The organism is Cyanobacterium aponinum PCC 10605 (genome assembly GCF_000317675.1).
Classification (GTDB): domain Bacteria; phylum Cyanobacteriota; class Cyanobacteriia; order Cyanobacteriales; family Cyanobacteriaceae; genus PCC-10605.
Map to the genome: position 1 here is coordinate 848246 of NC_019776.1, position 16603 is coordinate 864848.

At 34.8% G+C, this 16603-nt stretch carries 16 protein-coding genes and 1 other RNA gene; 14 read left to right on the forward strand and 3 right to left on the reverse strand.

Going from position 1 to position 16603, the window contains the following annotated elements; translation table 11 throughout:
- Positions 1 to 258 precede the first annotated feature (258 nt).
- Together CYAN10605_RS03440 and CYAN10605_RS03445 are read right to left on the reverse strand one after the other, a co-directional pair.
- Positions 259 to 690, reverse strand: a complete 432-nt coding sequence (locus tag CYAN10605_RS03440) for a YlqD family protein (protein WP_015218551.1) — start codon at positions 688 to 690, stop codon at positions 259 to 261.
- A gap of 24 nt (positions 691 to 714) precedes the next feature.
- Positions 715 to 2643 (reverse strand): long-chain fatty acid--CoA ligase, encoded by a 1929-nt coding sequence (locus CYAN10605_RS03445; protein ID WP_015218552.1) that lies wholly within the window; start codon positions 2641 to 2643, stop codon positions 715 to 717.
- An 86-nt stretch (positions 2644 to 2729) separates the two neighbouring features.
- Between CYAN10605_RS03445 and CYAN10605_RS03450 the strand changes: the two genes are divergently transcribed.
- The 10 genes from CYAN10605_RS03450 to CYAN10605_RS03485 all read left to right on the forward strand — a co-directional run bounded on the left by CYAN10605_RS03450 (position 2730) and on the right by CYAN10605_RS03485 (position 11530).
- Positions 2730 to 3356 (forward strand): SMI1/KNR4 family protein, encoded by a 627-nt coding sequence (locus tag CYAN10605_RS03450; RefSeq protein WP_015218553.1) that lies wholly within the window; start codon positions 2730 to 2732, stop codon positions 3354 to 3356.
- 816 nt (positions 3357 to 4172) lie between these two features.
- Complete coding sequence (pyrG, locus tag CYAN10605_RS03455; protein WP_015218554.1) at positions 4173 to 5774, forward strand: CTP synthase; 1602 nt, start codon at positions 4173 to 4175, stop codon at positions 5772 to 5774.
- A gap of 249 nt (positions 5775 to 6023) precedes the next feature.
- Positions 6024 to 6371 carry a rubredoxin gene (locus tag CYAN10605_RS03460; protein WP_015218555.1) on the forward strand — a complete coding sequence of 116 codons (348 nt, stop codon included), beginning with the start codon at positions 6024 to 6026 and terminating at the stop codon, positions 6369 to 6371.
- Positions 6372 to 6487: 116 nt separating this feature from the next.
- On the forward strand, positions 6488 to 7513 hold the full coding sequence (locus tag CYAN10605_RS03465) for a photosynthesis system II assembly factor Ycf48 (protein ID WP_015218556.1): 1026 nt from the start codon (positions 6488 to 6490) through the stop codon (positions 7511 to 7513).
- A 55-nt stretch (positions 7514 to 7568) separates the two neighbouring features.
- Positions 7569 to 7814, forward strand: coding sequence for a cytochrome b559 subunit alpha (gene psbE, locus CYAN10605_RS03470; protein WP_015218557.1), 246 nt, complete (start codon positions 7569 to 7571; stop codon positions 7812 to 7814).
- 31 nt (positions 7815 to 7845) lie between these two features.
- Positions 7846 to 7980 carry a cytochrome b559 subunit beta gene (gene psbF / locus CYAN10605_RS18060; RefSeq protein WP_015218558.1) on the forward strand — a complete coding sequence of 45 codons (135 nt, stop codon included), beginning with the start codon at positions 7846 to 7848 and terminating at the stop codon, positions 7978 to 7980.
- A gap of 10 nt (positions 7981 to 7990) precedes the next feature.
- Entirely contained in the window at positions 7991 to 8110 is a 120-nt protein-coding gene (psbL, locus tag CYAN10605_RS18065; protein ID WP_015218559.1) for a photosystem II reaction center protein PsbL, read from the forward strand.
- A gap of 29 nt (positions 8111 to 8139) precedes the next feature.
- Positions 8140 to 8256, forward strand: coding sequence for a photosystem II reaction center protein J (locus CYAN10605_RS03475; RefSeq protein ID WP_015218560.1), 117 nt, complete (start codon positions 8140 to 8142; stop codon positions 8254 to 8256).
- 309 nt (positions 8257 to 8565) lie between these two features.
- Complete coding sequence (locus CYAN10605_RS03480; protein ID WP_015218561.1) at positions 8566 to 9411, forward strand: hypothetical protein; 846 nt, start codon at positions 8566 to 8568, stop codon at positions 9409 to 9411.
- A 193-nt stretch (positions 9412 to 9604) separates the two neighbouring features.
- On the forward strand, positions 9605 to 11530 hold the full coding sequence (locus CYAN10605_RS03485; protein WP_041922646.1) for a GTPase: 1926 nt from the start codon (positions 9605 to 9607) through the stop codon (positions 11528 to 11530).
- Between the two features lie 176 nt (positions 11531 to 11706).
- Here the strand turns inward: CYAN10605_RS03485 and CYAN10605_RS03490 are convergent, their stop codons facing one another.
- Positions 11707 to 12327 carry a hypothetical protein gene (locus CYAN10605_RS03490; RefSeq protein WP_015218563.1) on the reverse strand — a complete coding sequence of 207 codons (621 nt, stop codon included), beginning with the start codon at positions 12325 to 12327 and terminating at the stop codon, positions 11707 to 11709.
- 81 nt (positions 12328 to 12408) lie between these two features.
- On the opposite strand from CYAN10605_RS03490, the gene CYAN10605_RS03495 reads away from it, so the two are divergent.
- The 4 genes from CYAN10605_RS03495 (at position 12409) to CYAN10605_RS03505 (ending at position 16476) form a co-directional block, all read left to right on the forward strand.
- Positions 12409 to 14310 (forward strand): response regulator, encoded by a 1902-nt coding sequence (locus CYAN10605_RS03495; RefSeq protein WP_015218564.1) that lies wholly within the window; start codon positions 12409 to 12411, stop codon positions 14308 to 14310.
- A 25-nt stretch (positions 14311 to 14335) separates the two neighbouring features.
- Positions 14336 to 14432: signal recognition particle sRNA small type (ffs, locus tag CYAN10605_RS17995), an RNA gene on the forward strand.
- Positions 14433 to 14544: 112 nt separating this feature from the next.
- Entirely contained in the window at positions 14545 to 14781 is a 237-nt protein-coding gene (locus CYAN10605_RS03500) for a NifU family protein (RefSeq protein WP_015218565.1), read from the forward strand.
- Between the two features lie 648 nt (positions 14782 to 15429).
- Positions 15430 to 16476: a glycerate kinase gene (locus CYAN10605_RS03505; protein WP_015218566.1), complete on the forward strand. Its 1047-nt coding sequence runs from the start codon at positions 15430 to 15432 to the stop codon at positions 16474 to 16476.
- The last annotated feature ends 127 nt before the right edge of the window (positions 16477 to 16603 follow it).

Below are 16603 nucleotides of genomic sequence, written 5' to 3' on the forward strand. Positions count from 1 at the left end.
AAGTGGTTTAGACAAACAAGCATTTCTCAAAAGTGATCAAGTCCAATCAGCTATTCTATATCAACTTTTAATTATTAGACATCTCCAATAATAGACATTTTAAGGGCTGAAGCCCTTACTACGAGCCAACGAAAAATAATTTATGGAGAGGTCTATTGGTGAAGCAGTCAAATAATAAAAACACCTGACACCTGAAACCTGAAACCTGAAACCTGACACCTATCTTTATTCGATATTTTTAAACCGAACTGAGATTACTTAAATATTCCCTCTAATTTCCTCAATAACCCCATCCCGAAGCACAACTTCTATATTTAGTTTTTGTAGAAGATTATCTCCAACTTGTACTTCAAAGAAACTTTCCATTTGAGCTTGTACTACTTCTTGTCCTAACTCTAGTAACTGCACTTGTTGCATTTGTTGTAAGAATTGGTTTTTTTGCTGTAGTAATTCGTTTTTCTTTTGGTTAACTTGGCTTTGGATATTTTCTATCTGCTGGTTTGCCTGTAGGCTACCTTGTTTTCTAATTTCTGCGATCGCACTTTGACCCTGTTGATCTAACTGTAGCATTTGTTGATCAATTTGGTTAATTTGAGCTTGTAATTGTTTTTGTGCCTCATCTTGCCAAGCAGGGGTAACAATTACCTTAACATTGACAGGACGCTTTAAAACTAATTTTTGTAAGTCCATTGTAGCTAAAAAATTCCCTAAAAACTATTTTGTAAACATCGAATTAATCATATCCTGATAATGGTTAGTTATTACAGGACGTTTAATTTTTAGAGTTTGAGTCATCATACCATTATCTATGGAAAAAGGCTCTAAAATCAACTCAAAAACACTAATACGGTCATCAATTCGGTATCCGGGTCTGTTTTTGACCTCACGGGCTAATTCCTGCTTATAAAGGCTTAAAACCCCACTACTGTAAAGATCACTTTTTTCAATTTCTGCTCGATTTGCCCCCACAGAAGGTAAATTAAGAATACGATTTTGCTCTTCTCCCCATTTTTGTAACGCTTCTAAATTAGGCACAATCAACGCCCCTAAATATTTTTGATCTTGTCCCACAACCATAATTTGATCAATATAAGGGCTACGCACACAAGCATCCTCAAGGGGTTGAGGTTCAATATTTTCCCCATTACTCAAGACGATAGTATCCTTCGCTCTGCCTGTAATTACCAAGTCATTATCAGGTGTTACCCAACCTAAATCACCACTGTCAAACCATCCCTCCTCATCAATGGCTTTTGTCGTAGCTTCAGGATTTTTATAATATCCCTGCATAACCTGAGTGCCTCGAATAAAAACTAAGCCCTTTTCACCTTGAGGTAAAGTTTCACGGGTTTCGGGATTGACGATTTTTATTTCCGTTTCAGGGATAGGTTGCCCAGATGCACCCACAATATTACGGGAGATGCGACGGGCGTTAGTAACAGGGGAAGTTTCCGTTAAGCCATAGCCAACAATTAAGGGAATGCCCACTATTTGGAAAAAGTTATCAATGTGTTTCGCTAATGAACCACCACCGCTTACCCATGTTTGTATGCAACCGCCTACACCTTCTCTGACTTTAGTATAGATTAATTTGTCTCCCAGTTTATGAACGGGTAAGAGTAGAGTTGAGGTGATTTTTGCTGTCAGTTTTTGCCCACTACTAGGATTCAAATGTTCTAAGTCTAAACCATTTTTTATGCGTTTGGCTTTGATATATTTTTCGGAAGTGGCAAGGAAGAAGTTAACTAATTTTTGCTGAGTTTTACTGCCGTCACGGAATTGTTTTTGTACACCTTCATAAATAGATTCCCAAAGACGAGGCACTCCTATCATGTGATGAGGTTTAATTTTCTTCAAATCTTGCTTAAAGTAGCGAATATTGGTATAAATTAGGGTTGTTCCCCTTGAGAGTAAGAAATACTCTGCCGCCCTTTCGTAGGAATGCCAACTAGGTAAAATACTTAAGATGCGATCGCCTTTTTTTGGTTGTAAGATAACATCGAGATGACAAACTTGGTGTAATAAATTACGATGGGATAACATTACTCCTTTTGGTTTTCCTGTCGTGCCAGAAGTATAGATTAAAGTAGCTAAAGTATCCTTTTCAACAGGCACAAAAATAAAAGGGCGTTGAGCTCCTAATTGGAGAAATTGAGAGAAATTATAGGTAGTATGGGGATAATCCCGATTAACTTCCTCATCAGAGAGTAAAACTACAAATTTTAAAGAAAAATCATCTAATTCAGGTCTTAACTTCTCAAGACTAGCCACATCTTGAATAACTAACACCGAACTGTCACTATGTTCTAAGATATATAGTAACTCCTCACGATCTGCAAGAGGCGATCGCACTGCATCAGCACAACCATTAATAATAATACCTTGATCAGCAATTAACCAACGGGGACTATTATCAGCAAAAAGAGCAATTTTTTCACCAGATTTAATATCTAAAGACTGTAAAGCTGAAGCAAATTGTTTAATAGTTTTTGCCACATCTTCATAAGTTAATCTCACTTCTGGCTCACTATGAGGATCGGATAAAGCAATTATATCACCGCAATAGCTAGGTAATAAATCCCACATTTCTCCCAAGGAATTAAGAGAAAAATAATCTGGAGTTACATTTTTGTTCATGGTCATATTTATGAGCAATTATTAAAATTAGTTTGCAATTTATTCATGATTAATATTAATTGCTATGATGAATCAAAAAAACTGATTTGCCTATGAATTGGTTAGATTTTCTGGAAAAATGGTCTCAAGAGACATTGGAAATACTTTTACCCCTAAAGGAAAATAATATTTCTGATTTAACTGAATCTGAATTGGAGTTTTTAACCACAAAAACCCTACTCAAACCTCCAGCAACACCATCACAAATTGAAAACTTAGAAAATCGCTTAAGAAAAAAACTACCTCCCTCATATAAGGATTTTTTGAGAACTAGCAATGGTTGGATACAATTGGCAATGGATGCGGAAGACGGTATATTATGGTCAACAGAAGAAGTTGACTGGTTAATAAAACAAGAACCTGAGTTAGTAGAAACTTGGCATAATGGCAGAGATAATTATGTATCTGATGAGAAGTATTTTGTTTACGGAAAGGAGCAAGATTGCATTGATTTGAGAACAGAATATTTATGTAGTGCTTTGGCTTTAAGTCCATTGATTGACTCAGCAATATATTTATTAAATCCCCAAGTAGTTACTAATGATGGAGAATGGGAAGCATGGTTTTTCGGCAATGAGTTACCCGGTGCAAATCGTTATCCTTCTTTTGCCCAAATGATGATTGCAGAAAAGGAGAGAGTTTTATATAGCCTAAAAGATAGTTGTGATTATCGCTATTGATAAAAAAAGGGCAATTAGTGAATAGTGAATAGTGAATAGTTGATAATTACTCGTTACTCATTACTCCCCTAAACCTGACACTTAACCTTATCTGAATATTTTTAAACCGAACTGAGGTTACTTATTTCCCCCCAATCCCCTTCGTTGATAAACTATCTATCTTAAATGTCAAAAGAGGACTCCCGTTGCATTTGACAAGAAAGAAATACACTACAAATCCTTTAGTCCTGACGAAAGGAAGGAACTGGGAGATGAATTTTGACCAACTAATAAAACCTTTAGTCCTTAGTATCAGTGGGTTTTGGTAATCATTTACAGTAATCTTGGATAATCTCAGACATATTTACATTTTTGCACTTTGCATAATAAGCCAGTCTTAATTTTTCATCATTGGTTAACCTTACTCTCAAAGAATATTCTCTAGTCATTGACAGTATCTACGAATAGCGATAAAATTAATGATAACGTAACCAGTAATGTAGACGTAAATGTGACAAAAATTACAGTACCTAGATAACTAAATAGTCAAAGTATAAGGTTGTTAACTCGAAAAACTCAGTTAACGTAAAACCTTTAGCCCTGACGATAGGAAGGGTCTGAGAGAAAATGATCCCTAGATACTAGCCGTAGGGCATACGGTAGCACAGATAAGAAACTGTGTTTAAAATGCTTGTGGAGTCGGTCTGACGGGGGCATAGAGTAATCTTTGTCTAGTTAAGAGGCGATCTGAAAGAAGCAAGAATCACCCATCACAATCTTTGATTTGATGGTGTGAGTGTCAAATCTATGATTATGCTTTATGAATAACTAAAATTTATGACTAAGTTTGTCTTTATCACAGGAGGGGTTGTCTCTAGTATCGGTAAAGGTATTGTTGCCGCTAGCTTGGGGCGCTTATTGAAATCTCGTGATTATTCTGTGTCTATTGTTAAATTAGATCCTTATATTAACGTCGATCCGGGTACAATGAGTCCTTATCAACATGGTGAGGTTTTTGTGACTGATGATGGTGCAGAAACCGATTTAGATTTAGGACATTATGAGCGTTTTACTGATACTTCTAGTTCAAGATTTAATAGTGTTACCACAGGCTCAATTTATCAGGCTGTAATTAATAAAGAAAGAAGAGGAATATATCAGGGGGCAACAGTACAAGTTATACCTCATATCACCAACGAAATTAAAGAAAGAATCCATCGTGTGGCAAAAAATAATAGCCCTGATGTAGTAATTACCGAAATTGGTGGCACTGTCGGTGACATAGAATCTTTGCCCTTCCTTGAAGCAATTCGTCAATTTCGCAAGGATGTAGGTAGGGATAATGTGATTTATATGCACGTTACTTTAATCCCGTGGATTCCCGCCGCAGGAGAGTTAAAAACAAAACCTACTCAGCATTCGGTGAAAGAATTACGCTCATTGGGCATTCAACCTGATGTTTTAGTTTGCCGTTGTCATCGCACTATTCCTAATCATATTAAAGATAAAATTGCAGAATTTTGTGATGTGCCTAGTAAAGCGGTGATTACTTCTTCAGATGCCAGTAGTATCTATGAAGTTCCATTGATTTTAGAGAAAGAAGGGTTAGCAGAAGAGGTATTAAAGTTATTAAATCTATCTAATCGCACCCCAGATTTAGGTAAATGGGAAGTTTTAGTGGAAAAGATGCGATCGCCTCTTCATAAGTTGCAAATTGCCATTGTTGGTAAATATATACAATTGAGTGATGCTTATTTATCAGTGGTAGAAGCCTTAACTCATGCGGGGATTGACTCAGAAACAGAAGTGGAATTAACTTGGGTAGATGCTGAGAATATCGAAGCAGAAGGAGCAGAAAAATATCTGAGTAATGCCGATGGTATTTTAGTGCCGGGGGGATTCGGTAATCGAGGAGTTGATGGGAAAGTCAAAGCCATTCAATACGCCAGAGAAAATAAAATTCCTTTCCTCGGCTTATGTTTAGGGATGCAATGTAGCGTTATCGAGTGGGCAAGGAATGTCGCTCATTTAGAAAAAGCCAACAGTGCCGAATTTGATGAAAATACCCCCGATGCAGTAATTAATTTATTGCCTGAGCAAGAAGACGTTGTGGACTTAGGGGGTACAATGCGTTTAGGAGTTTATCCCTGTCGTTTAGTACCAGAAACCCTTGCTTATACCCTTTATCAAGACGAAGTCATTTACGAGCGTCATCGTCACCGCTATGAATTTAATAATGCTTACCGTAATCAATTCTTAGAAACTGGTTACAAAATAAGTGGAACATCTCCTGATGGTAGATTAGTGGAAATTATTGAATTACCAAATCATCCTTTTTTCATCGCTTCTCAATTCCATCCAGAGTTCAAATCTCGCCCTAGTCAACCTCATCCTTTATTTTTAGGATTCATCAAGGCTTGTCTCACCATTAACAACTAACCTGAGTTGAGAGTTCGGGGTTACGAAAGAGGTTTCAGGTTTCAGGTTGCAGGTATCAGGTAGGATGTTAGGGGGACAGAGTGAGAGGGGGAAACAAGTAATGAGTGTTTGGAGTTTTTAATTCTTAATTCTTAATTATTTACCTTTGCCTTTTGCCCCTTGCCCTTTTCTAAAAATAATCTGCGGAGTGAGGGTTTTTATGTAATAATTCTTAAAGAACTTTTAAGATTTGCTTTGACAAATTAAATCATGAGTGAAGCAGGTAAAGAAAAAACCCTAGCCGAACAAGCACCACCGAGCTACGAGTGTCGTTCTTGTGGATATACCTATGTACCTTCTAAAGGTGATAGTAAAACCAATATCCCCCCGGGAACTCTATTCACGGACTTACCTAGTAACTGGCGATGTCCTGTGTGTGGTGCAAGTAGAACTGTGTTTGTAAATGTAGGTGCAATTGATGCCCCTTCAGGATTTGCAGAAAACCTAGATTATGGCTTTGGTGTTAATCGCTTAACCCCCGGGCAGAAAAATTTACTTATTTTTAGTGCTTTAGCTTTGGGAGTTTTATTTTTCCTTAGCTTATATGGATTGAACTAGATTTACCTGAGTTCGATGCAAAAAATGGAGAAGATAAGAAGTAGTTAAATAACTCCTAACTCCTAACCCCGAACTCTTTCTGATTAGTCCATTAATTTTTATTGTTGGGAATACAAATGAAATTATTTTTAAATAAATTAAAACCATTTTTAGTATCTATACTAATTGGCTTTTTATGTGTAAGTTGTGCTTTTTTGCCTTCTCTTAGTTATAACCCTTGGCAATTAATCTCTTTAGATGCAGAATCAACTTTTGCAGATATAGACTTTACTAACGACTCCAATCATGGTTGGTTAGTGGGTACAAGAGCAACTTTGTTTGAAACAAAAGATGGCGGTGATAATTGGCAACAAAAAATCATCGATTTAGGGGAAGAAAAAGTTAATTTTACCGGTGTTAGTTTTTATGACAATGAAGGTTGGATTACAGGAATGCCCTCTGTACTTCTCCATACAAACAATGGAGGAGAAACTTGGGAAAGAATACCCTTGAGTGAAAAATTACCCGGCTCTCCCTATGATATTACCGCTCTTGATGACCAAACTGCAGAGATGGTAACAAATTTAGGTGCTATCTATAAAACTACCGATGGTGGTAAGACTTGGAAAGCCTTAGTAGAGGGTGCTGTAGGGGTTGCCCGTAGTATTACTCGCTCTGCAGATGGAAAATATGTTGCGGTTAGTGCTAGAGGTAATTTCTATTCTACATGGCAACCGGGAGATACAGAATGGACTCCCCATCAACGTACATCTTCTCGACGCTTACAAAATATGGGTTTTCTTGATGGAGGCGATCGCCTCTGGTTGATTGCAAGAGGAGGACAAATACAATTCAGTAAACCTAATAATTTTGAAGAATGGGAAGAAGCGATTACTCCTGAATATGCTACCAGTTGGGGCTTTTTAGATTTAACTGTACAAAACCAAGAACAAATTTGGTTAGCAGGAGGTAGTGGAAATCTTTTATTGAGTAAAGATAATGGACAATCTTGGTTCAAAGACAGAGAAATAGAGTCAGTACCATCAAACCTCTACAAAATTGTTTTTGTGGGCGATAATAAAGGTTTTATTTTAGGAGAGCGTGGTGTTCTGTTAAAATATAATACTCAGAGTGCTGATGTTAGTCAATCAAGTGCTACTTAAGCTCTCAATGTTGTAAATTAGTTAACAATCAAAATTTAGGAGGCAAACTTTAACTATGGCTGGAACTACTGGTGAGCGTCCGTTTTCCGATATAGTAACCAGTGTACGCTATTGGGTTATCCATAGCATCACTATTCCTATGCTGTTTATTGCTGGTTGGTTATTTGTAAGTACTGGTTTAGCTTATGACGTTTTTGGTACTCCTCGCCCTGATGAGTATTTTACCCAAACCCGTCAAGAGTTACCCATTATTAATGATCGCTATGAAGCGAAAAATCAAATCGAACAATTTAATAAATAGTTAGTGAAGATTCATTAAAAAGGTAAATAAAATGACAAGTAATAATCCTAATCAACCTGTATCTTATCCTATTTTCACCGTAAGATGGTTAGCCGTACATACTTTGGCTGTACCTAGCGTCTTCTTTATCGGTGCAATTACTGCAATGCAATTTATTCAACGATAGGAGTTTATTCATGGACAGAAATCAAAATCCAAACAAACAGCCAGTCGAATTAAACCGTACATCCCTTTATTTAGGGCTTTTACTTATTGCCGTACTTGGCGTGTTATTCTCTAGTTATTTCTTCAACTAAAAATTAATCAAAATTTAGGAGGTTTAGTCATGGGAGATGCAAGAATTCCCTTATGGATTGTGGGTACAGTTGCTGGTATGGGTGTTTTAGCTGTGGTAGCACTTTTCTTTTATGGTGCTTATGCAGGGCTAGGTTCTTCTTTATAATCTAATTTTAATTAAAATTAATTAGTTAGTTAATTTTCCAAATTAATCAATTTAGGGTAATTTTTTACTCAATAAGAATACATCTAAAAACTGCTCTGGATTAAATTCTAGGGTAGTTTTTGTATTTTATATGGTAATGAGTATAGAGAAAAGAGGATGAGGAGAGAGGGGGAGAGGGGGAGAGGAGGAGAAGGGAAAACTAATTCTTAACTCTCAATTTTTAACTGAAATCTATTCACTATTCACTATTTTGCCTATCCTTAGCGACATCACTTTTTCATCAACCTCCAATGAATCATTTATTAGTCAATGCAGTTAGAACAATATTCTCTTAATTATGTGGTAAAAAGTTTTTTAATCGATTTAATTAAAGCCATTGATATTAATAATCCTCATTCTCAATTATCGTTGTCTAATTTATCTCTTCAATTAAGCACAGATACTGATAGTTTTGTATATAAAACTCCTATTTTTGAACAGTTGAAAATCAATTCTCCACAATTAAAAAATTTATTGACTCAAAAATTATTGACTTTGTTTGAAGAGAATTATAGTTATGGAGATTTTAAAGTAAAAATTAATTCTTCCCATTGGTTAGAAATAGCTGTGTGCGATCCCGAAGGGATCTGCGGCACAGGAGGCATCTTAAATCAATGGTTAAATAATTTGAGTAGAGTAACAAAAATCAACATAATAAAGCAAAAAAATAACTCTAATAAAACAGAGAAAAAAGCTAAATTTATTTACTATTATACCCATGCTCGTTGCTGTTCAATTTTAACATCAGCCCATAAGCAAAATTTAATTCAACTCAATAATTTAGACTTTAAAATAAATGATTGGTATTGGCAAAAAACAAAAGATATAAATTTTAATTCTCTTAATTTTTATAAAGGTTATGAATCTAAATTAATTAGAGAATTAGTGATTATTATTGATAAAATAGAAGCTAATAAAATAAATTATTTAACATCTTTAGAAAACTTAACTCAAAAAATTTTAGATGTAGAGAAACATTGCCGAATTTGGGGAAAAGTATTAAAAAATAATAAAGATATTTCCTTAGCAAGACTTGCTTTAATCATGATAGCTTTAAAATATTATCAAGCACTTATTTACGCCCAATTTTCTTTAGAATTGCCCTCAGAATTATAGAAATAAGTAATAAGTTAGCCTCAGTTGTGTTTAAGAATGTCGAATAAGGTTAGGTTTCAGGTTTCAGGTTTCAGGTGGCAGGTGCTAGGGAGAAATGAGTTTTTAATTTTTAATTCTTAATTCTTAATTCTTAATTCTTAACTATTTACCTTTGCCCATTGCTCTTTTGAAATCTATTCACTATTTTGTAACAATGTTTCAATTAAAATCTTGGCAAATATTCATCCTTGCTTTTCCCGTCATTGTGATTATCAGCTTTTTTTTCCTTGCCACGGGGCTACAAATTCACCAATGGGGCATTAATTGGATATGGGGAGTATTTATCTTAATTTTTGTTTTGTGGCGTTGGTTGTTGGGAAAATGGACAAGAGTATCCCATTCTGATTTAGATAACGTTATTTTACAGGCACAGGAGGAATTAAACAAGACTTCTTCAGCTAAATTTTTCCCTCCTGATAATCAAGAAGTTATTGCACGATTGGAAGAGGTATCCCAAGAAATTATCAAAAAAACGAGAAATGATGAGCCAATTTGGGTTGATCCTTCTTTATTTTTCCAAAGATGTCAAGAATTGGTAGAAGCGATCGCACAAATTTACCATCCAGAGGTAGAATATCCTCTTTTAAATATTTATATCCCCCAAGCCTACGGATTAATTCGCAATACCGTTGATGATGTGGATAAATGGATGAGTCAGCTATCTCCTGCATTGAACAAAATTACTGTTGCTCAAGGGTATCAAGCCTATCAAATATATAGACGTTTAGAACCTTCGGCTCGAAAAATATTACAGTTGTGGAATTGGGCACAATGGTTAATTAACCCCATAACGGCGGCAACAAAATTGGCAAGTGAGCCTCTCAGTAATCAAGCAAACCAAGAGTTATTAGTTAATCTGAATCAGGCAGTCAGAGAAGTTGCTCTCAAAAATCTAGCTCGTCAATCTGCCTTGTTATATAGAGGCGATAATTTGCCTTTTACTAATTCATCCAATGGTACGGATGTTTTGCCTCCCGCTAAAACGAAAACTTTACAAGCAATTTTATCTCAGGCACAACAACCTGAAACCGTTGAGAGCAGACCTGTTAATATTTTATTAGTGGGTAGAACAGGAGCAGGAAAAAGTAGTTTAATAAATACCTTATTTAATGCCCACACCGCAGAAGTGGATATTTTGCCTAGCACCACAGAAATAAAAGCCTATCAGTGGCAGGCTAACGGAGATAGACTCAATCTCTTTGATACCCCCGGTTATGAGCAAGTAAATCGCCCTGAATATCGTCAACAGGTGTTAGACTATGCCCATAGTGCCGACATTATTTTACTTTTAAATCCCGCCCTTGACCCTTCCTTAGAAATGGATCGAGATTTTTTAGTTAATTTGCCCCAAGATTTACAGCAAATCCCAATTATTTCCATAATGACTCAAGTCGATCGCCTCCGTCCAGTGCGAGAATGGCAACCCCCTTATAATTGGCAAACGGGAGATAAAACTAAAGAAATTTCTATTCGGGAAGCATGGCAATATCGTCAAGAAACTATTGGACAATTCACCGAAAAAATTATTCCTCTAGTAACTGCTAATTATGGAGAAAATCAACGACTAGCTTGGAATGATGATATTTTAGCTTTAACTATTTTAGATGCGATCGCACCTGCAAAACAAGTCAGATTAGCAAGATTTTTCCGTAACCTAGAAGTAAAAAGTATTACCGCCGCCAAAATAATCGACAAATATACCTTTCAAATGGCAACCAGTCAAGGATTAACAGCTTTACTAAAAAGTCCTGTATTGCAATTTATTTCTACTCTTAGCACAGGTTCTCCTCGTCTAGCCTACTTATTAGCAGAAAAAATACCCATCGAACAATTACCAGTAGTGATTGGCAAATTACAACTAGCCTATGAATTATTCAATTTGCTAAACGATAATAACAAACAAAATAAACAATTTGATTTACTATCTTTATGGACTTTAATTATTGATATGAAAGGTTTACCTGAAGATGATGCGTGGGCTTTTGGTCATGCTTTAGTTGAATTTTGGACAAAAAATCTTAACTTTCAAACATTAGAAGAAAGATATAATTTTTACTATCAACAAATTTCTATTAAATAGGCTTTTCAGAGTTTGCTTATGATAAATTAAGAGAAACAGGACTTTCATAACCTTTATTGAACAGTGTTTATAGTAACCTCAGTCAAGGTTAGGTGTCAGGTTTCAGGTTGCAGGTGTCAGGTTTAGGGGAGTAATGAGTAATGAATAACGAGTAATGAGTAATTATCAACTATTCACTATTCACTCATTTCGATCGCTTTTTTCAAATCTTTATTATATTGATCAATATTATCTAAACTCTCTAAAAGTTGATCCTCAATGATTACTTTGCCGTTGCTATCATTAGAATCATTGACATTATTAGGCTTTACGTCGTTATTAATAGAAGTTTCAGCAATGGTTTGACATTCTTCTGGGGTTTTTTGAGGGTCTTTTTCACAGGCTTTTACTAATTGTTTAATTTTCTCTTTTTGTTTATATTCATCCTGCATTGCTTTTAATTTCTCTAAGAAACCCCCTTTTTTTGGTTTGCCCGATGTTTGACTGTCTTTGGGTAAAAACTCAGCAACAGTTTCAACACTTATTTGCCATAGTTTCGGAATAAAAGGAAATGCGATCGCAATCAATGCTATACTAATTAAAGTTGAGACTAATGTCTTTATACTGCGATTTTGTGACTCTTGATGCTTTAGTTTTTGAAATTCTTGATTTTGTTGCCTTAACCATTTCTTCTTAACCTGACGCAATTGTTTTTCTTCATCTTCCCCATTTTCCCCCCATAAAGTTTTAGAGTCAGAAATTTCTTTTTGCAGTCTTTCGGTTTTCTTTGATAAGTCGTGGAATTTAAAATAAGACATGGCTAAATTCTGTATGACGATGTATTGTCTTACGAAGATTATAACCTATATATCCGTAATTACCACTAGAAAATTTGTTCTATGAGAATCTTGCTAGTAGATGATGATGAAATTCTCATTGATATTTTAGAAAAAACGCTCCAAAATCAAAACTATACTATTGATGCGGTGATGGATGGACAACAGGGGTGGACTTATGTTTCTACTTACAATTATGATCTGATTATTCTTGATTGGAGTTTACCTAAATTAGACGGTATTAGTTTATGTAAGCGCATTCGTCATTATGGCTATAATATGCCGATTATGATTCTTACTGCCCGTCATAGTAGTCAGGAAAAAAGCTACGCCCTTGATGTGGGTGCTGATGATTATCTGTGTAAGCCCTTTGACATTGAAGAATTAATGGCGAGAATCAGAGCTTTATTTCGACGTAGCCAAAGTTATGATCAATCTTCTCCCTTATTAAATTGGGGAAACCTATATTTAGATCCCTGCATTTGTCAAGTTAGTTATCAGGGTAATACTGTCCAACTTACCACAAAAGAATATCAATTATTAGAATTATTTTTACGCCATCCCCACGAGGTATTTAATATTGAAGCTATTATCGAAAATTTATGGTCTTCTATTGAGTATCCCTCAGAAGCAACAGTGCGATCGCATCTTCGTCATTTAAGACAGAAATTAAAACAAGCAGGATTATCAGAAAATCCTATCGACACTCTTAGAGGAAGGGGATACTGTTTGAAATCTCAACCCATGAAAACGGAAATAAAAACAGAACAAAACACCCTCGTATTTCCCTCAGAAATTGAAAAAGAAAAACACTTACAACAATTAACCGCATTAAATAATATTTGGGAAAAATATCAAGATAAAAGACAAGAACAATTAAACATTTTACAAACTACATTAAACCAAATTAAAGAACAAAAAATTAATAAAAATCAACTCAAAAGAGCCATTGATAACTGTCATAAATTAGCAGGTAATTTAGGAGTATTTGGTTTTAATGAAGCCTCTTACTTAGCTTCTCAGTTAGAGCAATTATTAAAAGAAAATTTAGAAAATAAATTAGATAAAATAAAACAATTTGAGACTATTTTAAATAACTTAATTTGGCAAATTAACCCTCAAGAAGATCAGCAATTAAATCCTTTAAGCAATCAAATAATTGATCATTGTCCTTTAATTTTAGTGATAAGTGAAGATGTTCAATTTAAAAAACTTTTTAATCAAGAAGCAGTAAAAAAAGGAATTATTACTGTTACCATGACAGATTTAGAAACAGTAAAAATATGGTTTAAATCTTTAGAAAAAGAGCAATTTCCTGATGTAGTTATTATGAATATTGCTTTTAATCAATGGCAACAAGAATTAATTGAAGAATATCTTGCCTTTATTACAGAATTAAATCTGCAAACTCCTCCTATTCCTAGTATTATAATTGGAGATCGCTACGAACGTAACTTTTCCCATCGCACATCCGCCCAAGAAAGACTATTAATCGCAGAAAAAGGAGGCACATTTTATCTAAAAAAACCCTTAACTCCTCAAGAAGCCATTAAATTTTGTCAAATAGCACTAAAAAGGCGTGCTCAAGGACGAAAAATCATGATTATCGATGAAGATGAAGAATTACTACGTCTTTTGCCTATCTATTTACAGCCTTGGGGTTTTAATATCACAACTCTCCATGATACCCGTCAATTCTGGGATGTGTTATGTGCGATCGCACCTGATGTACTAATATTAGAAATTGAAATGCCCTACCTTAATGGTATTGAAATTTGTAAAATGTTACGTACTCACGCCCAATGGTATCAACTCCCAATCATTTACTATACCAAGCATACAGAGCCAATAATCCTAGAAAAAGCATTCAATAGCGGAGTTAATGATATTATTCCAAAGACCCTTACAGAAAGAACATTAGCACAACGCATCATCAAAAACATAGAATCAACCTTGTGTTTGTAGAGGAGATTAAGTTATAATGATTATTGACTCGGACTTATGCAACTGTGACGCTCAAACCTTGTCAGGACCGGAAGGTAGCAGCAATACGGGATGCTTACGGTGGGCGTAAGATTCGGGTCTCAGCGATACATCAACAAAGTTTTTCTTTAGGGAAATAGTCTATTTTCCCAACTTAATGGTCTTGGTTTTAGTTATCATAGTGGGAAAAGTTATTAAGAAAAAGAAATAGCGATTATGTCTTTAGCATTAACACCTGAAAATGTGGAACAAGTATTAGATGAATTACGCCCTTATCTCATGGCAGACGGTGGAAATGTGGAATTAGTCGAAATTGATGGACCTACTGTAAAATTAAGATTACAGGGAGCTTGTGGTTCTTGTCCTAGTTCTACTATGACCCTTAGAATGGGTATTGAGCGCCGTTTAAGAGAATATATCCCTGAAATTGCCGAAGTAGAGCAAGTAATTTAATTTTTTAGATAGATAATCATATTAGTAATGAGGAATTGGCGAGGGGTTTAAACCCCTTGTTAATCAAAGTTTTTTCATTCTCAAAAATGTCAATTTTTGAAACTAACAAATAGTAACAGATACAGGAGTTTTTAAGTATTAATCAATTATTAAGAAAAAACGCTCCCCTCTACTGTGGGAGAGGGGTTAGGGGTGAGGGCAAGATAATTTTGCCCTGACTTTGAAAAAACCCTACTTGTTAATAATTGGTTCTTTAAGACTAATTTGGCTTAATTTATCTGGTTCTTCAGAGTGTGGTTATGATAAATTAAGAGAAACAGGACTTTTATAACCTTTATTAAATAATATTTATAGTAAGAGAAAAACTAATAGTTTATAAATTATTATGGTTCTTTTACAGTGGTTATGATAAATTAAGAAAAACGGGACTTCCATAACCTTTATTGAATAGTGTTTATAGTAAAATAAAAATTAAAAGTTTATAAATTATTATTTAATAATCCCCTATTGCCTATTGCCTCTTGCCTCTTGCCTACCCTAACTAATAATTTACACGACGAGAAGTGATAGAGCCATTTATCTTAATTTCTTGTAACTATTAGCTCTTGTTTATCACAACCCAAAAATTTTAAATCGAACAGAGGTAATATGAATATATTATCTAAATCAGAGCTTAATTCTATAATCCTAAAAATCATTGAAAGACAATCATTATCTTCCTCTGAGCAAGAAATATTAAAAACATTTACTCCTCATTCAAATTATCCATTTACCCATAATCAAGAGCCTGATTTATATAGAGAAAAAATTAGTATTTTACCTCTTATATATCCTTCTTTAAAAAAGATTTTACAACAGTTAAATTTTACTGAATCAGAGAATTATTTAACAACTATTTGGTTTTTTTGGTTGCCCCTAGCACTTGAATTAGCGAACTTATACCGACAAAAATCTCATCCTATTGTTATCGGTATTTTAGGGAGTCAAGGAACTGGAAAAACTACTATTACAAAAATTCTTCCTTTAATTTGGCAATATTTGAATCTGTCTAGTGTAGCCATTTCCCTTGATGATTTATATAAAACTTATCAGGATAGAAAGGAGTTATTAAAATTAGATTCTCGTTTAATTTGGCGTGGCCCTCCCGGTACTCATGATATAAAATTGGGTCTTGATGTTTTAACTGCATTAAAAAATCGTCAGTATCCCGTTAATATTCCCCGTTTTGATAAATCTCTCCATGAAGGTAGAGGCGATCGCATCTCAGGAGAAATAGTCAATCAAGCTGATATAATCATTTTTGAAGGCTGGTTTGTGGGAGTAAAGCCCGTTGAAGAAAAAGTATTTAAAAATCCTCCGCCCCCCATCATAACAAAAAGCGATCGTACCTTTGCCATTGATTGTAATCGAAGACTCAAAGAATATTTACCCCTTTGGGAAAAATTAAACTATCTGATGATATTAAATCCCGAAGACTATCGCTATAGCTTGAAATGGCGCCAAGAAGCTGAACAAAAAATGATAGCCCAAGGAAAAACAGGCATGAATAATCAAGAGATAGAAGAATTTGTTTTCTACTTTTGGAAAGCATTACACCCAGAAATATTTATCAAACCTTTAATCGAAAATCCTCAATCTGTAAACTTAGTCGTTAATATTGACATTCATCATCAAGTCAATCAAATTATTAAGTGAGGATGCCTCTAAATCGTTAGAGAGTGACAGGCAATAAATAACCTGAGTTCGGGATAAATTTTCATCTATGAGTGATGGCGAAAAGAGCAAAAGGCAAAGATAAATAATGTTGGGGTGAACAATAACT